This is a genomic window from Streptomyces sp. NPDC005962, from assembly GCF_040629205.1.
GTDB lineage: Bacteria > Actinomycetota > Actinomycetes > Streptomycetales > Streptomycetaceae > Streptomyces.
Genome location: NZ_JBEXVE010000007.1, coordinates 24404 through 41954 on the forward strand (window position 1 = coordinate 24404; position 17551 = coordinate 41954).

The 17551-nt window shown below is 73.0% G+C and carries 15 protein-coding genes; 7 read left to right on the top strand and 8 right to left on the bottom strand.

The window, feature by feature from the left end; genetic code table 11:
* Positions 1–222: 222 nt before the first annotated feature.
* The 4 genes from egtD to egtA are packed head-to-tail and all read right to left on the bottom strand — an operon-like array spanning position 223 to position 4612.
* On the bottom strand, positions 223–1188 hold the full coding sequence (gene egtD / locus ABZ370_RS13845; RefSeq protein WP_358619928.1) for an L-histidine N(alpha)-methyltransferase: 966 nt from the start codon (positions 1186–1188) through the stop codon (positions 223–225).
* Positions 1185–1940, bottom strand: coding sequence for an ergothioneine biosynthesis protein EgtC (gene egtC, locus ABZ370_RS13850; RefSeq protein ID WP_358619929.1), 756 nt, complete (start codon positions 1938–1940; stop codon positions 1185–1187). The genes egtD and egtC overlap by 4 nt, the downstream gene beginning before the upstream one ends.
* Before the next feature lie 54 nt (positions 1941–1994).
* Entirely contained in the window at positions 1995–3329 is a 1335-nt protein-coding gene (gene egtB / locus ABZ370_RS13855; RefSeq protein WP_358619931.1) for an ergothioneine biosynthesis protein EgtB, read from the bottom strand.
* Positions 3326–4612: an ergothioneine biosynthesis glutamate--cysteine ligase EgtA gene (gene egtA / locus ABZ370_RS13860; protein WP_358619932.1), complete on the bottom strand. Its 1287-nt coding sequence runs from the start codon at positions 4610–4612 to the stop codon at positions 3326–3328. The genes egtB and egtA overlap by 4 nt, the downstream gene beginning before the upstream one ends.
* 226 nt (positions 4613–4838) lie before the next feature.
* Between egtA and ABZ370_RS13865 the strand changes: the two genes are divergently transcribed.
* From ABZ370_RS13865 to ABZ370_RS13880, 4 genes are all read left to right on the top strand, one after another.
* Positions 4839–5843, top strand: coding sequence for an NADPH:quinone oxidoreductase family protein (locus ABZ370_RS13865; protein ID WP_358619934.1), 1005 nt, complete (start codon positions 4839–4841; stop codon positions 5841–5843).
* Positions 5840–7054 (top strand): acyl-CoA dehydrogenase family protein, encoded by a 1215-nt coding sequence (locus tag ABZ370_RS13870; RefSeq protein ID WP_358619935.1) that lies wholly within the window; start codon positions 5840–5842, stop codon positions 7052–7054. Before ABZ370_RS13865 ends, ABZ370_RS13870 begins: the two co-directional genes overlap by 4 nt.
* Positions 7051–8187 (top strand): acyl-CoA dehydrogenase family protein, encoded by a 1137-nt coding sequence (locus tag ABZ370_RS13875; protein ID WP_358619936.1) that lies wholly within the window; start codon positions 7051–7053, stop codon positions 8185–8187. The genes ABZ370_RS13870 and ABZ370_RS13875 overlap by 4 nt, the downstream gene beginning before the upstream one ends.
* 201 nt (positions 8188–8388) lie before the next feature.
* Positions 8389–8583, top strand: a complete 195-nt coding sequence (locus tag ABZ370_RS13880) for a hypothetical protein (RefSeq protein ID WP_009720740.1) — start codon at positions 8389–8391, stop codon at positions 8581–8583.
* A 68-nt stretch (positions 8584–8651) separates the two neighbouring features.
* Here the strand turns inward: ABZ370_RS13880 and ABZ370_RS13885 are convergent, their stop codons facing one another.
* Together ABZ370_RS13885 and ABZ370_RS13890 are read right to left on the bottom strand one after the other, a co-directional pair.
* Positions 8652–10040: a family 2B encapsulin nanocompartment shell protein gene (locus ABZ370_RS13885; RefSeq protein ID WP_358619937.1), complete on the bottom strand. Its 1389-nt coding sequence runs from the start codon at positions 10038–10040 to the stop codon at positions 8652–8654.
* 79 nt (positions 10041–10119) lie between these two features.
* Positions 10120–11532 carry a family 2B encapsulin nanocompartment shell protein gene (locus ABZ370_RS13890; RefSeq protein ID WP_358619938.1) on the bottom strand — a complete coding sequence of 471 codons (1413 nt, stop codon included), beginning with the start codon at positions 11530–11532 and terminating at the stop codon, positions 10120–10122.
* A 507-nt stretch (positions 11533–12039) separates the two neighbouring features.
* On the opposite strand from ABZ370_RS13890, the gene ABZ370_RS13895 reads away from it, so the two are divergent.
* On the top strand, positions 12040–12900 hold the full coding sequence (locus ABZ370_RS13895; protein WP_358619940.1) for a phosphatidylinositol-specific phospholipase C/glycerophosphodiester phosphodiesterase family protein: 861 nt from the start codon (positions 12040–12042) through the stop codon (positions 12898–12900).
* Positions 12901–12988: 88 nt separating this feature from the next.
* The gene (locus ABZ370_RS13900; protein ID WP_358619942.1) at positions 12989–13477 is read left to right on the top strand and encodes a GNAT family N-acetyltransferase; all 489 of its coding nucleotides are present in this window, start codon (positions 12989–12991) and stop codon (positions 13475–13477) included.
* Here ABZ370_RS13900 and ABZ370_RS13905 read toward each other — a convergent pair.
* Complete coding sequence (locus ABZ370_RS13905; RefSeq protein WP_358619943.1) at positions 13458–14705, bottom strand: ROK family transcriptional regulator; 1248 nt, start codon at positions 14703–14705, stop codon at positions 13458–13460. The two genes, ABZ370_RS13900 and ABZ370_RS13905, sit on opposite strands and share 20 nt — an antisense overlap.
* 61 nt (positions 14706–14766) lie before the next feature.
* The gene (xylB, locus tag ABZ370_RS13910) at positions 14767–16209 is read right to left on the bottom strand and encodes a xylulokinase (protein WP_358620387.1); all 1443 of its coding nucleotides are present in this window, start codon (positions 16207–16209) and stop codon (positions 14767–14769) included.
* A 162-nt stretch (positions 16210–16371) separates the two neighbouring features.
* Here xylB and xylA point away from each other — a divergent pair, with 162 nt between their 5' ends.
* Complete coding sequence (gene xylA / locus ABZ370_RS13915) at positions 16372–17544, top strand: xylose isomerase (RefSeq protein ID WP_358619945.1); 1173 nt, start codon at positions 16372–16374, stop codon at positions 17542–17544.
* Positions 17545–17551: the final 7 nt, after the last annotated feature.

Consider the following 17551-nt stretch of genomic DNA (forward strand, 5'->3'; position numbering starts at 1 on the left):
GCCTGTGAGGTGCTGCCCGTGAGGCGGGCTACCAAAGCGGGCCAAACATAAGGGGCCCGATTTGGCCACAACAAGAGGGAGTTCACACCGAAAAAGGGCCACAGCGCGCTGTGCTGCGGCCCTCTTCCGGCGATGTGACGTGCATCACATAAATTCGGTCGGTGGTTCAAGCGGGACGCAGGGTGACCGGCCTCCGTTCCCTCGTCCCACCCTCCCCATACGTCACATCCGTACCGCCAGGGACAGTGCGAAGCGGTCCGCGGTGTCGGTCCACCAGCGCCGCGACTCCAGCCCCGCGGCGGCCAGTTCGGTCCGCACCTTCTCCTCCCGGAACTTCGCCGACACCTCGGTACGGATCTCCTCCCCGGCCGCGAAGGACACCGCGAGATCCAGCGCGGGGATCTTCACGGTGAGGTCCTTGCGCGCCCGCAGCCGCATCTCGATCCATTCGCGCTCGGCGTCCCACACCGCCACATGGTCGAAGTCCGCGGGGTCGAGTTCCGCGCCCAGTTCGCGGTCGAGGACCCTGAGCACGTTCTTGTTGAACTCCGCGGTGACGCCCTGCGCGTCGTCGTACGCGGCGACGAGCGTGGCCTCGTCCTTGACCAGGTCGGTCCCGAGCAGCAGCGCGTCACCCGGCGACAGCATGGCGCTCACCGAGGCCAGGAACTCCGCACGTTCGGGCGGCAGCAGATTGCCGATCGTGCCGCCGAGGAACGCCACCAGGCGCGGCCCCGGAACGTCGTCGGGCAGCGAGAGCCCGCCGAGGAAGTCGGCGACCAGCGCGTGCACCGTCAGCTCCGGATGGTCGGCGAGCAGGGCGTGCCCGGCCAGCTCCAGGGCGCTCTCGCTGACGTCCACCGGAACGTAGGCGTGCAGATCCGGCAACGCCTCGATCAGATGGCGGGTCTTCTCGGACGAGCCGGAGCCCAGCTCGATCAGGGTGCGGGCGCCGGTGGCGTCCGCGATCTCCGCCGCGCGCGCGATCAGGATCTCCCGCTCCGCGCGCGTCGGGTAGTACTCGGGCAGCCGGGTGATCTCCTCGAAGAGTTCGCTGCCGCGGGCGTCGTAGAACCACTTCGGCGGCAGGTGTTTGGGGGTGCGGGTCAGCCCCTCGGCGACATCGGCGCGCAGGGCCGCGGCCGTGGCGTCGGCGGGCAGGGTGCGGGTGACGGTGAAGGGGCTCACGCGGAACCCTCCTTGAGTGCGGTGAGAAGTACATCGGTGCGGGTGGCGGTGAGCAGCGTGCGGTCGGGGACCTCGGTCCAGCGCGGATCGTCGTCGTACGGCTCGGAGGCGACCACGACATCGCGGTCCGGGCCGGTCAGGTACCAGAGCGTGTCGCCCCAGGAGGTGGCGGCGATCGTCTCCCCGTCCATCAGCAGCAGGTTGAGCCGCGAACCGGGTGCGGCGGCGGCCACCGCCTCGGTGGTCCGGGCCAGCGCCTCGGACGGCTCGTGGCCCAGCCGCAGCGCGTGCAGCGTGAGTGCCCACACGAGCGCCGAGTCGCAGCGCGCCTCGAGACCGAGCAGATCGGCGGGCGGCAGGGACGTGGCGAGCCCCGCGAGCGTGTGCGGCCAGCCCCGGATCGCCCCGTTGTGGCTGAACAGCCAGGCGCCGGAGGCGAAGGGCGAGGCGCCCGCCTCGCCGTCGGCGCTCGCCTCGGTGGCGTCCCGTACCGCGCCCATCAGCGCCCCGGCCCGTACCACCCGGGCGAGATCGGCGAACGACAGGTCGCCCCAGATGGGCCCGGCGCGCCGGTAGCGCGCGGGCACCGGGTCGCCCGGGGCGTACCAGCCGACGCCGAACCCGTCGGCGTTGACGGTGCCGTGGGCCTGCCGACGCGGCGCCCACGACTGCTTGAACAAGCCGTGCTCCGGCGCGATGACGACCTCGCCGATGGGCCTCTCGGGCCCCAGGTACGCCAGATGCCTACACACCGGCGCCCCCGGAGAAGCCCGTCGTCCGTCCCGTCACGGCGCGTCGTCGCGCGCTCATGCGGCCTCCGCCGGGGACGCGTCGCGGGCGGTGCGGAAGCCCGAGAAGATTTGGCGGCGGACCGGCAGGTCCCAGTTGCGGAACGTGCCGCGGCAGGCGACCGCGTCCACGGCGAACGAGCCGCCGCGCAGCACCTTGTGCGCGGGCCCGAAGAAGACCTGTGAGTACTCGGGGTACGGGAAGACGGTGAACCCCGGGTAGGGCAGGAAATCGCTCGACGTCCACTCCCACACGTCCCCGATCAGCTGCCGTACGCCCAGCGCGGAGGCCCCCCGCGGATAGCTTCCGGCCGGCGCGGGCCGCAGATGGCGCTGGCCGAGGTTGGCGTGGTCGGGGGTGGGGTCCGCGTCGCCCCACGGGTAGCGCCGGGACCGTCCGCTCTCCGGGTCGTGGCGGGCGGCCTTCTCCCACTCCTCCTCGGTGGGCAGCCGTCGCCCGGCCCAGCGGGCGTAGGCGTCCGCCTCGTACCAGCTCACATGGAGCACCGGCTCATTGGGCGGCACCGGCTCGGTCACCCCGAAGCTCCGGCGCAGCCACTGACCGCCCTCGCGCCGCCAGAACAGCGGCGCGCCCAGGCCGTGCTCCTGGATATGGGCCCAGCCCTCGGCGGACCACCAGCGCCGCTCGGTGTAGCCGCCGTCGGCGATGAAGTGCGCGTACGCGCCGTTGGTCACCGGGGCGGTGTCGATGAAGAAGGGCGGCACCAGCCGGTGGTGGGCGGGGCGCTCGTTGTCCAGCGCCCAGGGCTCCGCCGAGGTGCCCATGGTGAACGGGCCGCCAGGGACCAGCACCTCGTCCGGCAGGGCGGCGTCGGAGGTGTCGGGCGGTGGCGGCGCGGTGAGGGCGGCCGGACCGCGGCGCAGCTGATGGGTGATGAGCATCGTCTCGTCGTGCTGCTGCTCATGCTGCGCGATCATGCCGAAAGCGAAGGCCGCGTCGACCAGCGGCGCGCCACGCAGTTCGGTCCGCTCCAGGACGTCGAGCACCCGGTTACGTACGTCCGTGACGTAGCCGCGGGCCTCGGCGGGCGCCAGCAGCGGCAGCGTGGGGCGCTTCGCGCGCGGATGCTCGAACGCGTCGTACACCGAGTCGATCTCGGGGCGCAGGGCGTCCTGTCCGCCGACGGTGCGCAGCAGCCACTGCTCCTCCTGGTTGCCGATATGCGCCAGGTCCCAGACCAGCGGCGACATCAGGGGGGAGTGCTGGGCGGTGAGGTCGTTCTCGTCCACGCAGGTGGTGAGGGTGTGGGTACGGTCGCGCGCGGTGCGCAGAACCGATTCGGCGCGCTGGCGCAGCGCCTCGGGGTCGAGTGCGGGGCCGGAAGCGGTCATGACCGTTCCTCCTTCCCGGGAAGGGGGGCGAGCAAATCGTCGGCCGGACATCGGCCGCGGGCGACATACCGGTCGGCGAATCCGGCGACGGCGGATACGACGGCGGGGGAGGCCCCGATCCGGGGCAGCGCCTCCAGTGCCGTGGCGAAGCAGGCCACGGCGGCGGCGCGCAGCTCGGGGTCGGTCAGGGCGTCACGGGTCGCCGTCATCCACAGCGGATTGCAGGGCGCGGGCCGGGCGCCGGCCGTCTCGGCGAGCGGTTTCACCACGCGGTACACGGTCTCCGCGGCCTGCGGGTCGTCGAAGAGCGCCACGGTCACGGCGAGGGGCACGATCCACCCGTCGTCGCCGCTCTGGGCGTCGATCATGCGCAGTTCGAGGTGGCCGCGCGGGCGGACGGGCGGAAAGAGGGTCGAGACATGGAAGTCGAGATCGTCCTGGCCGGGCGGCCGTGGCAGACCGGTACGGGCCCACTGGCGGAAGGTGAGGCCGTCCGGCACCGCCCAGCGCGCGCCGTCGTCCCGGATGGCCATCACGGGAGCGTCCAGCACGTATCCGGTCCAGGCGGAGCGGGGGTCCCTGCCCTCGGGCGGGGCCAGCGTGCGCCCGGGGTCCATCGCCGCCCACAGCGCCTGCCGGGTGGAGCGGAAGCCGGTCGGGCGGCCCTCGCGCAGCGGAGAGTTGGCGAACGCGGCGGTCAGCACGGCGCCCAGCAGATGGGCCAGCCGCCAGCGCCGCCCGAGGCCCAGCGGACCGGGCTCCTCGTGCCCGGCGTCCACACAGACCTGCACGGAGGCGGTGTTGCACATCATGGAGCGCCCCGCCGGTCCCCGGCGGTTGAAATAGGTCTCCATGGAGTCGTAGCGGGGTGTGGTGAGAATCCTGCGCGGCGGGCGCCACGGGTCGTGTCCATGGCCTGCGATGCCGAGGCCCAGCTCGGCGAGGAGCGCGCGGACGAGGACCAGATCGGCGGCGGCGGACTCCACGCACGCGGTGAGGGAGTCGGCCGGGAGGGAGCTGAGCTCCAGCTGGCCGCCGGGTTCGAAGGTGAGCGCGGAGGCGAGGGGCAGTCCGCGCAAGGCGGTGACCGCGGCTTCCAGCCGGGTCGCCTCGATCGGTCGTGCGGGGTCGTGCGGGTCGTACATGAGCCATTCGAGCTCGACGCCGATGCGTCGTGGGGGACCGGTCTTGAAACAGATGCCGTGGAGTCTGGCCTCCATCTCGGCCTCGTCGATCGCGTTGCTGTCGGGCACAGCCGTCATCTCCCGTCCCGTTCCGGCCATCGGATCGCTGCGATACGAACCGATATGTCGGCACCCACTCTTGTCCGTCGAGGTCCCGGGCTCAAGGGTGCCTCCAGAGTTGCATAAGAGTTCACCGCGCGCCGGGCGGGAAGGCAGGATGGCTGAAGCCTCCGTGCGGGCCGGTTCCCCTACTCGTACCGACTGGTTAGTATGTGCGCCCCGACGCGTTAGCGCGCCCCTACCGAAAGCTTCTGGAGGCCACCGGATGCAGGCATGGCGAGTGCACGACAATGGCGAGCCGCGTGAGGTGCTGCGCCTCGACGACGTGCCCGATCCGGTGGCCGGGCCCGGGGAGCTGCTCCTGCGGGTCCGGGCCGTCAACGTCAACTTCCCGGACGCCCTGCTGTGCCGCGGCCACTACCAGGTGCGGCCACCGCTGCCGTTCACCCCGGGCGTCGAGCTGTGCGGCGAGATCGCCGCCGTCGGCGAGGGCGCGGAGGGCGAGGTCGGCGCGCGCGTCCTGGCCACTCCCACACTCCCCGCGGGCGGCTTCGCCGAGTACGTGACCGTCGGCGCGGACACCGTCCTCCCGGCGCCCGACGCGCTGGACGACGCCCAGGCCGCCGCCCTGCACATCGGCTACCAGACGGGCTGGTTCGGCCTGCACCGTCGGGCCGGGCTGCGGGCCGGGGACACGCTGCTGGTGCACGCTGCCGCGGGCGGCGTCGGCAGCGCCGCCGTCCAGCTCGGCAAGGCCGCCGGGGCACGGGTGATCGGTGTCGTCGGCGGCGAGGACAAGGTCCGGGTCGCCCGCGAACTGGGCTGTGATGTGGTGCTCGACCGGCGTGCCGACGACATCGTGGCCGCGGTCAAGGAGACCACCGGCGGACGCGGCGCCGACGTCGTCTACGACCCGGTCGGCGGCGACGCGTTCGCCCAGTCCGTCAAGTGCATCGCGTTCGAGGGCCGGATCGTGGTGGTCGGCTTCGCCAGCGGCGTCGTCCCGCAGGCCGCCCTCAACCACGCCCTGGTCAAGAACTACGCCATCCTCGGCCTCCACTGGGGCCTCTACAACACCTACGACCCCGCCGCGATCCGCGCCTGCCACGACGAGCTGACCAAGCTCGCCGCCCAGGGCATCGTCAAACCGCTGGTCAGCGAGCGGGTGCCGATGGACGGGGCCGCGGACGCCGTCCAGCGCGTCGCCGACGGTGTGACCACCGGCCGCGTCGTGGTCGTCCCCGGGCAGCCCGCGGGAGGCGCCCGATGAGCGCCCCCGAGAACGCCCAGGACACCACCGCTGTGGACGCCGACGGACTGCGCAGCCGCACCCGCGCGCTCCTCGACGCCCACCCACCGGCCACCACCGACCGCCTGGACTTCCTGCGCGCCCGCTTCGACGCCGGGCTCGCCTGGGTGCACTACCCGGTAGGGCTGGGCGGCCTCGACGCCCCCCGTTCGCTCCAGGCCGTCGTGGACGCCGAGCTCGGGGCCGCCGGAGCACCCGACAACGACCCCCGCCGCATCGGCATCGGCCTCGGCATGGCCGCGCCCACCATCCTGGGCTTCGGCACCGACGAGCAGCGGCAGCGGCTGCTGCGCCCGCTGTGGACCGGCGAGGAGGTGTGGTGCCAGCTGTTCAGCGAGCCCGGCGCAGGCTCCGACCTCGCCGCACTCGCCACCCGGGCGGTGCGCGACGGCGACGACTGGGTGGTCGACGGCCAGAAGGTCTGGACGTCCAGCGCCCATCTCGCCCGCTGGGCCATCCTCATCGCCCGCACCGACCCCGACCTGCCCAAACACCGCGGCATCAGCTACTTCGTCTGCGACATGACCGACCCCGGGGTCGAGGTCAGGCCACTGCGCCAGATCACCGGCGAGGCCGAGTTCAACGAGGTCTTCCTGACCGGCGTCCGCATCCCCGACAGCCGCCGCCTCGGCGAGATCGGCGAGGGCTGGCGGGTCGCCCAGACCACCCTGATGAACGAGCGCGTCGCGATCGGCGGCGGCCGCGTCCCCCGCGAGGGCGGCATGATCGGCCTGGTCTCCGGGACCTGGCGCGACCGCCCCGAGCTGCGCACCCACGATCTGCACCAGCGGCTGCTGCGGCTGTGGGTGGACGCCGAGGCCGCCCGGCTCGCGGGCGAGCGGCTGGGCCAGCAGCTCGCCGTCGGCCAGCCCGGCCCCGAGGGCTCGGCCATGAAGCTCGCCTTCGCCCGGCTCAACCAGGAGATCAGCGCGCTGGAGGTCGAACTACTGGGGGAGGAGGGCCTGCTCTACGACGACTGGACGCTGCGCCGACCCGAACTCGTCGACTTCACCGGACGCGAGGCCGGCTACCGCTATCTGCGCGCCAAGGGCAACTCCATCGAGGGCGGCACCTCCGAGGTCCTGCTCAACATCATCGCCGAACGCGTCCTGGGCCTGCCGCCCGAGCCGCGGACCGACAAGGACGTCCCGTGGAAGGATCTGCCCCGATGAGCACCCCGGACCTGCTCTACACCGAGGCCGAGGACGATCTGCGCGCGGCCGTGCGGTCGCTGCTCACCGACCGCTGCCCGCCCGGCACCGTGCTCTCCGAGGCCGAGAGCGGCCGGGCGTACGACCCCGGGCTGTGGCGCTCGCTGGGCACCGGGATGGGCACGGCGGGGCTGCTCGTGCCCGACAAGCTCGGCGGCCAGGGCGCCACCGCGCGCGAGGCGGCGGTCGTGCTGGAGGAGCTGGGCCGGTCCGTCGCGCCCGTGCCGTACCTCACCAGCGCCGTCGTCGCGGTCAGCGCCGTGCTGGGCTGCGACACCGGCGAGGCCGCCGTGGCGCGGCTGCTCGGCGCCCTCGCCGAAGGCCGTACGGTCGGCGCGCTGGCGGTGCCCGCGGCCACCACGGCCGGCGCCGCCGCCCCGGCCGCGACCGTACGGGTGGACGGCGACGGCACGCTCAGCGGCCGGATCACCCACGTCGCGGGCGCGGCGGGCGCCGATGTGCTGCTCGTCCCCGCCGACGGGCCGGACGGATACGGCCTTTACGCCGTGGAGACCACGGAGGCCAGCGTCTCCGTGGAGCCCCTGACCTCGCTCGACCTCACCCGGCCCGGCGCCGCGGTGACCCTCACCGGCGCCCCCGCGCGGCGGCTGGCCGGGTCCGACCGCGCGGCGGCCGCCGTCGTACGGGCGCTGCTGACCGGCGCCGGACTGCTCGCCTCCGAGCAGCTGGGCGTGGCCGAGTGGTGTCTGACCGAGACCGTCCGCCACACCAAGGAGCGCCATCAGTTCGGCCGCCCCGTCGGGTCGTTCCAGGCCCTCAAGCACCGGATGGCGGCGCTGTACCTGGAGCTGGTCTCGGCCCGCGCCACCGCCCGGCACGCCGCCGACGCGCTGGCCGCCGACAGCCCGGACATCCCGGTCGCGGTGGCCGTGGCGCAGGCGTACTGCGGGCAGGTGGCGGTGCACGCGGCCGAGGAGTGCGTGCAGCTGCACGGCGGCATCGGCATGACCTGGGAGCACCCGGCGCATCTGTACCTCAAGCGGGCCAAGAGCGCCGAGATCCTGCTCGGCACCCCGGGCCGCCACCGCGAGGCGCTCGCCGCCCTGGTGGACCTCCCGGCCCCCACCGGCTGACCGGATTCCGCTTGCCCGGCCTATCGGCGCCCGGTGAATCCGCCCCGCAACGGGCCGTGTTCACCGGGCGCCGTGGCCATCCGGAGGTCGAACGGGAGATCGGCACTCGTGTGGAGCACCCGCTTCGCGTGGATTCGGGGCGGTTCTGGGCCACACTGACGGCCGGATTCCGATCCCCTGAAGCGGCCCAGGAGGCTCCCCATGGCCATTTCGATCTCCGTGGTCCTGCTCCTGCTGATCCTTGCGGTGGTCTTCCTGCGCAGCGGCGGGCTGCGCGTCTCGCATGCCCTGGTCTGCGTCACGCTGGGCTTCTACCTGGCGAGCAGCAGCATCGCGCCGACCATCTCCGAGGGCCTGTCCGCGACCGCGGACGTGGTCAGCAGCGTCCGCCCCTGACCGGCGCCCGCGGCCGCGGTTCGTCTTTAAGCTTTCGCCTTTAAGGGTTTTTACGTCCCGGCGACCGCTCAGCGGCCGATCTCGACGTCCTCCAGCACGCCCAGGGCGTCGGGCACCAGAATCGCCGCCGAGTAGTAGGCGCTCACCAGATACGACGTCACGGCCTGCTCGTTGATGCCCATGAACCGCACGTTGAGGCTGGGCTCGTACTCGTCGGGGATGCCCGTCTGGTGCAGACCGATGACGCCCTGGCTCTCCTCCCCGGTGCGCATCGCGAGGATCGAGCTGGTGCCGGACTCACTCACCGGGATCTTGTTGCACGGCAGCAGCGGCACCCCGCGCCAGGCGCGCACCGCGACCCCTGCCACCTCGGCGCCCTGCGGATACAGCCCCCGGCTGCTGCACTCACGGCCGAAGGCGGCGATGGTGCGCGGATGTGCCAGCAGATACTGCGTCTTGCGGCGCCGGGCCAGCAGCTCGTCCAGATCGTCCGGGGTGGGCGGGCCGCTGCGGGTGTGGATGCGCTGGGAGAGCGCGGCGTTGTGCAGCAGACCGAACTCCCGGTTGTTGACGAGTTCGTGCTCCTGGCGCTCGCGCAGCGCCTGGATGGTCAGCTTGAGCTGTTCCTCGACCTGGTTCATCGGTTCGTTGTAGAGGTCGGCGACGCGGGTGTGGACGCGCAGGATCGTCTGGGCCACGCTCAGCTCGTACTCACGCGGCTTCAGCTCGTACTCCGCGAACGTCCCCGCCAGGGTCGGCTCCCCCGAATGGCCGGAGGCCACCGCGATATCGGCCTCACCCCGCCGGTTCTGCGCGGGCGCGGTCCGCCCGGACGCCTCCTGGAGATGGCCGCGCAGCGCCTCGGACCGGTCGGCGGTCTCCTGGAAGACCCGGCGGGGCAGGGTGAGCACCGTGGTCCGGGTGACGGCCCGCGCGGTGAACTCCCAGGTGCCCTCCGGCCCGGTCAGCACCGAGTCGCCGAAGAACTCCCCGTCGGCCAGCAGCCCCAGCGCCGTGCCCTCGTCGTACGCCCCGGGCGCGATCTGCCGGACCTTGCCGTGGGCGATGAGGAACACCTGATCGGCCGGGCGCCCCGCCTCGGCCAGCACATCGCCGGGCGCGTACTCCCGCTGCACACAGCCGTCCGCCAGCGCCTCCAGCACCGCGGAGTCGCCGAAGCCGCGCAGCGTCGGCAGCTCACCCAGCTCCGGCGGAATCACCCGCACCTCGGAGCCGGTGCTGATGAACTCGATCCGTCCGTCCCCGACCGTGTAGCTGAGCCGCCGGTTCACCCGGTACGTACCGGCCGACACCTGGACCCAGGGCAGCACGCGCAGCAGCCAGCGGGAGGAGACGGCCTGCATCTGCGGCACGGACTTGGTCGTGGTCGCCAGATTCCGGGCGGCGGCCGTTCCCAGGCTCAGCGGCTGCTCGCCGGATTCCACGGAGGTGGTCATCTGTGTTCATCACCCATTTCTGTAGTGGGGGGCGTTACGGGAAGGGATACGGGCGGGCGGCGGCGCGGCCGCCGCGCCGTCAGAGTCCGATTTCCACGTTCTCCAGGATTCCGAGCGCGTCCGGGACGAGGACGGCCGCGGAATAGTAGGCGCTGACGAGGTACGAGATGATGGCCTGGTCGTTGATTCCCATGAAGCGGACGGAAAGGCTCGGTTGGTATTCGTCCGGAATTCCGGTCCGGTGGAGGCCGACCACGCCCTGGTTCTCCTCGCCGGTGCGCAGTGCCAGGATCGAGCTGACCCCGCTGCGGCTCACCGGAATCTTGTTGCACGGGAAGATGGGCACCCCGCGCCAGGCCGGTACCGCGTGCCCGTTCACCTCCGCGTGCTGCGGCACGATGCCCCGGCTGTTCAGCTCCCGGCCGATGGCCGCGATGGCCCGCGGATGGGCCAGGATCAGCCCCGGGTCCTTCCAGACGGTGGCCAGCAGCGCGTCGAGGTCGTCGGGGGTGGGCGGACCGCCGCGGGTGTGGATGCGCTGCGAGAGGTCGGCGTTGTGCAGCAGGCCGATGTCGGGGTTGTTGACGAGCTCGTGCTCCTGGCGCTCGCGCAGTGCCTCGATGGTCAGCCGGAGCTGCTGCTCGACCTGGTTCATCGGTTCGTTGTAGAGGTCGGCGACGCGGGTGTGGACGCGCAGGACCGTCTGGGCGACGCTCAGCTCGTACTCACGGGGCTTGAGCTCGTACTCCGCGAACGTGCCCGCCAGCGTCGGCTCCCCCGAGTGCCCCGAGGACAGCTCGATGGACGCCTCACCGTGCTCGTTCTGCGCGGCCACCGGCGCCGAGCGCACCGCCTCCACATGCGCCCGCAGCTCCCGAGACCGGTCGAGCTGCTCCTCGAACTCCTGCCGGGACAGGGTCAGCACCGTGCAGGAGGTGACCGCCTTGACCGTGACGCCCCAGGTGCCGGGCTCGTCGGTGGCCAGTTCCCGCTCGCCGAAGTGGTCACCGCCGGCGGCCGAGCCGACCACCGAGGGCTCGTCGAACGCCCCCTCGGCCAGCTTGTCGACCTTCCCGTGGGCCAGCAGGACCAGCTCGTCGGCCGGGCGCCCGGCCTCCACCAGCAGCTCTCCGGGGGCGAACTCGCGCTGGGTGAAGCGGTCCGCCAGTGCCTCCAGCACCCCGGGGTCCTCGAAGGCGCGCAGCAGCGGCAGCTCGCGCAGTTCGACGGGGATGACCCGCACCGAGGAGCCGGTGGTGGTGAACTCCACCCGCCCGTCGCCTAGCGTGTGCGACGCCCGGCGGTTCACCCGGTACGAACCACCCGGAACCTGCACCCACGGCAGCATGCGCAGCAGCCACCGCGAGGTGATGCCCTGCATCTGGGGAACGGACTTTGTCGTCGTCGCCAGATTCCGTGCCGCCTCCGTGCCCAGACTCGTGGGCGGCTGCGGATTGCCGATACCGGAACCTGATTCAACGGACGTCGTCATCGTGAATGCTCACCCATCCCTGTACGGACTTGAAGAGATATTCAGCTCGAAGCAAGTGCCAAGCTAGCAGCGGACTTTGGGCAGTGCATTCACTCAAAAGAGTGTGCCGTCAAGGGTTTGCGGAATTAGTGCCGGGTGAATACTCCGACCCCATTCGGGACCGGCCGTTCGGCGTCGCCCGAGGGACGGTTCGTGTCCGGCTCGACGCGCGCCCGGTCGCCGACCCGCAGCGCGCGCGGGGCGCCCGCGCGCCCGCCTCGCGCCCCACCAGGACGACCGCGTCCCTGCCGGCCACCCCGGCTCACACCAGGGCCACCGTCAGCCGATCCCGTCGTCACCGGACTTCGCCACCCGCCGCCGGTGCCGCGGGAACGGCGTGGAAATGGCCGGGGACCACCCGCGGAACTCTTCGCACGCCCCTGCCCATGGCGACCGCGGCCCCCGATACTCACTGGCGTCCGACGCGTACATCCGGCACCACGCCGGGACGAGAGCCGGGAGGCCCCCATGGTCCGCCGTACACGCCGCGCCTTTGTCGTCACCCTCGGAGCCGCACTCGCGGGCGGCACCGCCGCCCCGGCGTTCGCCGACTCGACCGGCCCCAGGCCCAAGCCGCCGCTGGCCAGAGCCCACGCGCACAACGACTACGAGCACCCGCACCCGCTCACCGACGCCCTGTCCCACGGCTTCGGCAGCGTCGAGGCCGACATCTGGCTGGTCGACGGCCAGTTGCTGATCGCCCACGACGCGACCGACCTCGACCCCACCCGCACCCTGGAATCCCTCTACCTCGACCCGCTGTTCCAGCGCGTCACCGCGAACCGCGGCCGGGTCTACCGCGGCTACGACCTGTCGCTGCAACTGCTGATCGACATCAAGACCCCCGGCGAGGCCACCTACCTCGAACTCGCCAAGCGGCTGCGCCGCTACAGCCGGATGTTCAGCACCGCCTACGGCGGGGTCGGCGGCGGGGTGCGGCGCGGTGCGGTGACCGCCGTCATATCGGGCGACCGCGGAGCACGCGCCCCCATGGAGGCCGAGAAGGTGCGCCACGCCTTCTACGACGGACGGCTGGAGGACATGGGCACCGGCGTGCCCGCCTCCTTCATCCCGCTCATCAGCGCCGACTGGACGAAGACCTTCACCTGGCAGGGCGTCGGCGAGATGCCGCCGGAGGAGCGGGAGAAGCTGTACCAGATCACCGTCGCCGCCCGTGCCGCCCGGCAGAAGGTGCGCTTCTGGGCCACGCCCGACCTGGCGGGCCCGGCGCGCGACGCCATCTGGCGCGAGCTGCTGGCCGCGCACGTCGACTACCTCAACACCGACGACCTGGCGGGCCTGGAGGACTTCCTGCGCGGCGCCCACTGACACGGCACGGCGAGTCCGCCGGGCCCGCCCGGCGGACTCGCGGAAATCGATTCGCGGGAGGCCGGTCCGTTCCGCCATGCTGGCCGTCATGCCCATCAGGACCGCCACCCCCGAGGACTGGCCCGCGATCTGGCCCTTCCTGCACCGCATCGTCGCCGCGGGCGAGACCTACACCTATCCGCGCGACCTGGACGAAGCAGGCGCCCGCGACATCTGGATGCTGAAGCCCCCGGGCCGGACCGTCGTCGCCACCGACGCCGACGGCACGGTCCTCGGCTCGGCCAAGATGAACCCCAACCAGATGGGGCCCGGCGCGCACGTGGCGGGCGCCAGCTTCATGGTGGCGCCCGGCAGCGGCGGGCGAGGCGTCGGCCGCGCGCTCGGCGAACACGTCCTGGAGTGGGCGCGCGCCGAGGGCTACCAGGCAATGCAGTTCAACGCCGTGGTGGAGACCAACACCCGGGCGGTCGCGCTGTGGCGCTCACTCGGATTCGAGGTGGTGGGCACCGTCCCCAAGGCGTTCCACCATCCGGTGGAGGGCTACGTCGGGCTGCACATCATGCACCGCTTCCTGTGACCGCGGCCGCTTCCCTGATCCCCGCCGGATCGTCGAGGACGGCCTGCACCACGGAGTGCGCCGCCCCGAGCAGCGGACCGTCGGAGCCCAGCCGCGAGACCGTCACCACGCCCTGACCGGAGCGCGCCGGGTCCGCGACCCGCAGCGCCAACTCCCGCTCCAGGGCGGGCAGCAGCCAGGGCGCCAGCGAGGTGAGCGCGCCCCCGAGCACCACCGTGCGCGGGTCGAGCAGGTTCACGGCACCGGCCAGCGCGATGCCGAGCGCCGCGCCCGCCCCGCGCAGCGCGCCCCGCACCCGGCGGTCGCCGTCCGCCGCCCGCTCGGCCAGCAGCGCGATCCGGCCGCCGGGCCCGGGGTGCTGGGCTGCGGCCTGTCCGGGGGACAGACCGCTCGCCCGCAGTACCGCCTCCTCGCCCGCGTACTGCTCCAGACAGCCGCGCCCGCCGCATGCGCACGCGGGCCCCTCGGGCCACACCGGCACATGGCCCAGCTCACCCGCGAAGCCGTGGGTGCCGCGCAGTAGCCGCCCGTCCAGCACGACCGCGGCGCCGATGCCGATTTCGACCGAGACATGGACGAAGTCGCGCGGCGCCGGGTCATGGCCGCCCCGCCACAGCTCGGCGAGCGCCCCGAGATTGGCCTCGTTGTCGACGGTCAGCGGCAGCCCGGGCAGCGCGGCGCGCAACGCGGGGCCGATGTCCACCCCCTCCCAGCCGAGGTTGGGGGCGCGCACCACCAGCGACGACTCGCGCGCCACCAGGCCCGGCACCGCCACCGCGAGCCCGGCGGGCCGCAGCCCCTCGCGTACCGCCTCCGCCGCCACCTGCCGGACCAGCTCGGCGAGCCGGGCGAGCGCTGGGCCGACGGCGCGGTCCCGGTTCGCCGACGCCACCTCCGTACGCGCCCGTATCCGGCCGCCCAGGTCCACCGCGCAGACGGCCAGATGGTCCACGCCGATCTCCGCGCCGATCCCGGCCGGACCGCGCTCGTTGAGCTGCAGCGCGCTGCCGGGGCGGCCGACCGTGCCGGGCCGGGACGGGCCCAGCTCGACCAGCAGCCCGTCCCGGATCAGCTCGTCCACCAGCGTCGAGACGGCGGCCCGGGTCAGTCCCACCCGGGTCGCGACGGACGCGCGGGAGAGCGGTCCGTGCGCGGCCACGGCGTGCAGTACGAGGGAGAGATTGCGGCGGCGCATCGCCTGCTGGGTATTGGGCAGTGGCGCTGCCACCGTCGTCGTCTCCTTTCGTGCGGTCCGTCTCGTGCGGTCCGTTTCGTACGGTTCTGGCGGGTCAGGCCCGGCGCAGCAGCCCGTCCGCGTCGGACAGCACCCGTGCGATGCGCTCCCGCGTCTCCTCGTCGCGCTCCACCGCCTCGTACGACGGCCCCTCCGCGGTCGCCCAGCGGCGCGCCACCGCCGCCGGGTCCTCGCCCAGCGCCAGCCCCGCGGCCTGGGCGGCGGCGCCGAGGGCGACCAGTTCCTGCGCCCGCGGCACCTGGACGGGGCGGCCGCTCAGCCGCCGGACCGTCTCGCGCCAGGCCGTGCCCTTGGCGCCGCCGCCGATGAGCAGCAGCGGCGTGTCGGGGGCCGCATCCGCGTCCAGCACCTGGTCGAGCGCGGTCAGCAGGGTGAAGACGGCGCCGTCGTACGCGGCCTGGAGGAGCTGCCCCGGCGTCGTGTCGTGGCGCAGCCCGTGCAGCAGCCCGGAGGCGTGGGGCAGGTTCGGGGTGCGCTCACCGTCCAGGAACGGGAGCAGTACGGCCTGGCCGCCCGGCTCCACCGCCTCCCGGTCCCGGCCCAGCAGCGCGGCGACCTTGTCGACGGCGAGCGTGCAGTTGAGGGTGCAGGCCAGCGGCAGCCAGGCTTCACGGGTGTCGGCGAACCCGGCGACCGTCCCGGTCGGGTCGGCGGGCCGGTGTTCCGAGACGGCGTACACGGTGCCGGAGGTGCCGAGGCTGAGCACCGGCTGTCCCGGGCGCAGCCCCAGCCCGAGCGCCGCAGCCATGTTGTCGCCGGTTCCGGTGGCGACCAGGGCGCCGCTGGGCAGCGGCAGCCCCGGCAGGTCCCGTACCGTCCCGGCCGCCTCGCCGTGCCGCAGGACGCGCGGCAGCAGGGCGGGGGAGAGCCCGACCCGGCCGAGGATCTCCTCGTCGTACGCCTCGGTGCCGGACGCCCACCAGCCGGTGCCCGACGCGTCGCCGCGGTCGGTGGTGCCGTATCCGGTGAGCCGTTCGGTGAGGTAGTCATGGGGGAGCCGGACGGCCGCGGTGGCGCGGGCCGCCTCCGGCTCGTTCTCCATGAGCCAGGCCCATTTGGTGACGGTGAACGACGTCGCGGGCACGCTGCCGATCCGCTCCGCCCACGCCTTGGGGCCGCCCAGTTCCTCGACCAGCCGGTCACGCTGCGGCGCCGAGCGCACGTCGTTCCACAGCAGCGCGGGGCGTACCGGACGGCCCGAGGCGTCCAGCGTCACCAGCCCGTGCTGCTGGCCCCCGATGGACACCGCGGCCGCCTGCCGGGCGTACGGGCCGCACTGGTGCAGCGCCTCCGCCAGCGCCTCCCACCACTGCTCGGGATCGCTCTCCTTGCCCTCCCCGTCGGCGCCGCCGCCGACGGTGTGCGGACCCTGGCCGCGTGCGACGACCCGGCCGGTCGCGGCGTCGACGACCAGTGCCTTGGTCGACTGCGTGGAGCTGTCCACGCCCACGACCAGCGGTCCTTCCGGCACGGGCACGGCTGCTGCTGCCATCTCGCGCTCTCCCTTGCGTCCCTGTGTGCTTGCGACTGCGTCCCTGTGTACTGCGACGAGTCTTATCCGGCCTGAGCGGGGCTTCCCCGGAATGCTCGCGCATACTAATTTGTAAAGCGCCCTGACGAAATAGGCGAGGGAGCTGCGATGAGCTACAACCCCACCCCCGAGGACAGGTTCACCTTCGGCCTGTGGACGGTCGGCTGGCAGGGCCGGGACCCGTTCGGGGACGCCACCCGCCCGGCGCTCGACCCCGTCGAGTCCGTCACCCGGCTCGCCGAACTCGGCGCGTACGGCGTGACCTTCCACGACGACGACCTCATCCCCTTCGGCGCGTCGGAGACCGAGCGCGAGTCGCACATCAAGCGCTTCCGGCAGGCCCTGGACGCCACCGGCATGACCGTGCCGATGGCCACCACCAATCTCTTCACCCATCCGGTCTTCAAGGACGGCGCCTTTACCGCCAACGACCGGGATGTGCGCCGCTACGCCCTCCGCAAGACCATGCGCAACATCGACCTCGCGGCCGAGCTGGGCGCGAAGACCTATGTGGCCTGGGGCGGCCGCGAGGGCGCCGAGTCCGGCGGCGCCAAGGACGTGCGCGCCGCGCTCGACCGGATGAAGGAGGCGTTCGACCTGCTCGGCGTGTACGTCACCGAGCAGGGCTACGATCTGCGCTTCGCCATCGAGCCCAAGCCCAACGAGCCGCGCGGCGACATCCTGCTGCCCACCGTCGGCCACGCCCTCGCCTTCATCGAGCGGCTGGAGCGGCCGGAGCTGTACGGGGTGAACCCCGAGGTCGGCCACGAGCAGATGGCCGGGCTGAACTTCCCGCACGGCATCGCGCAGGCGCTGTGGGCGGGCAAGCTCTTCCACATCGACCTCAACGGCCAGTCGGGCATCAAGTACGACCAGGACCTGCGGTTCGGGGCGGGCGATCTGCGGGCCGCGTTCTGGCTCGTCGACCTGCTGGAGACGGGCGGCTACGAGGGCCCGCGCCACTTCGACTTCAAGCCGCCGCGCACCGAGGACATGGCGGGCGTCTGGGCGTCGGCCGCGGGCTGCATGCGCAACTACCTCATCCTCAAGGAGCGGGCGGCGGCCTTCCGCGCCGACCCGGAGGTCCAGGAGGCGCTGCGCGTCTCGCGCCTGGACGAGCTGGCCCGGCCCACTCTGGACGAGGGCGAGACCCCGGCCGCGCTGCTCGCCGACCGCACCGCCTTCGAGGAGTTCGACGCCGAGGCCGCCGCCGGGCGCGGTATGGCCTTCGAGCGCTTGGACCAGCTCGCCATGGACCATCTGCTGGCCGCACGCGGCTGACCGCTGG

Excerpts from the sequence above, each read along its gene's own strand:
- egtB (WP_358619931.1), bottom strand. The coding sequence starts at position 3,329 with ATGACCGCTTCCGGCCCCGCACTCGACCCCGAGGCGCTGCGCCAGCGC.
- egtA (WP_358619932.1), bottom strand. The coding sequence starts at position 4,612 with ATGGCCGGAACGGGACGGGAGATGACGGCTGTGCCCGACAGCAACGCG.
- ABZ370_RS13865 (WP_358619934.1), top strand. The coding sequence starts at position 4,839 with ATGCAGGCATGGCGAGTGCACGACAATGGCGAGCCGCGTGAGGTGCTG.
- ABZ370_RS13870 (WP_358619935.1), top strand. The coding sequence starts at position 5,840 with ATGAGCGCCCCCGAGAACGCCCAGGACACCACCGCTGTGGACGCCGAC.
- ABZ370_RS13875 (WP_358619936.1), top strand. The coding sequence starts at position 7,051 with ATGAGCACCCCGGACCTGCTCTACACCGAGGCCGAGGACGATCTGCGC.
- ABZ370_RS13880 (WP_009720740.1), top strand. The coding sequence starts at position 8,389 with ATGGCCATTTCGATCTCCGTGGTCCTGCTCCTGCTGATCCTTGCGGTG.
- ABZ370_RS13885 (WP_358619937.1), bottom strand. The coding sequence starts at position 10,040 with ATGACCACCTCCGTGGAATCCGGCGAGCAGCCGCTGAGCCTGGGAACG.
- ABZ370_RS13890 (WP_358619938.1), bottom strand. The coding sequence starts at position 11,532 with ATGACGACGTCCGTTGAATCAGGTTCCGGTATCGGCAATCCGCAGCCG.
- ABZ370_RS13895 (WP_358619940.1), top strand. The coding sequence starts at position 12,040 with ATGGTCCGCCGTACACGCCGCGCCTTTGTCGTCACCCTCGGAGCCGCA.
- ABZ370_RS13900 (WP_358619942.1), top strand. The coding sequence starts at position 12,989 with ATGCCCATCAGGACCGCCACCCCCGAGGACTGGCCCGCGATCTGGCCC.
- xylA (WP_358619945.1), top strand. The coding sequence starts at position 16,372 with ATGAGCTACAACCCCACCCCCGAGGACAGGTTCACCTTCGGCCTGTGG.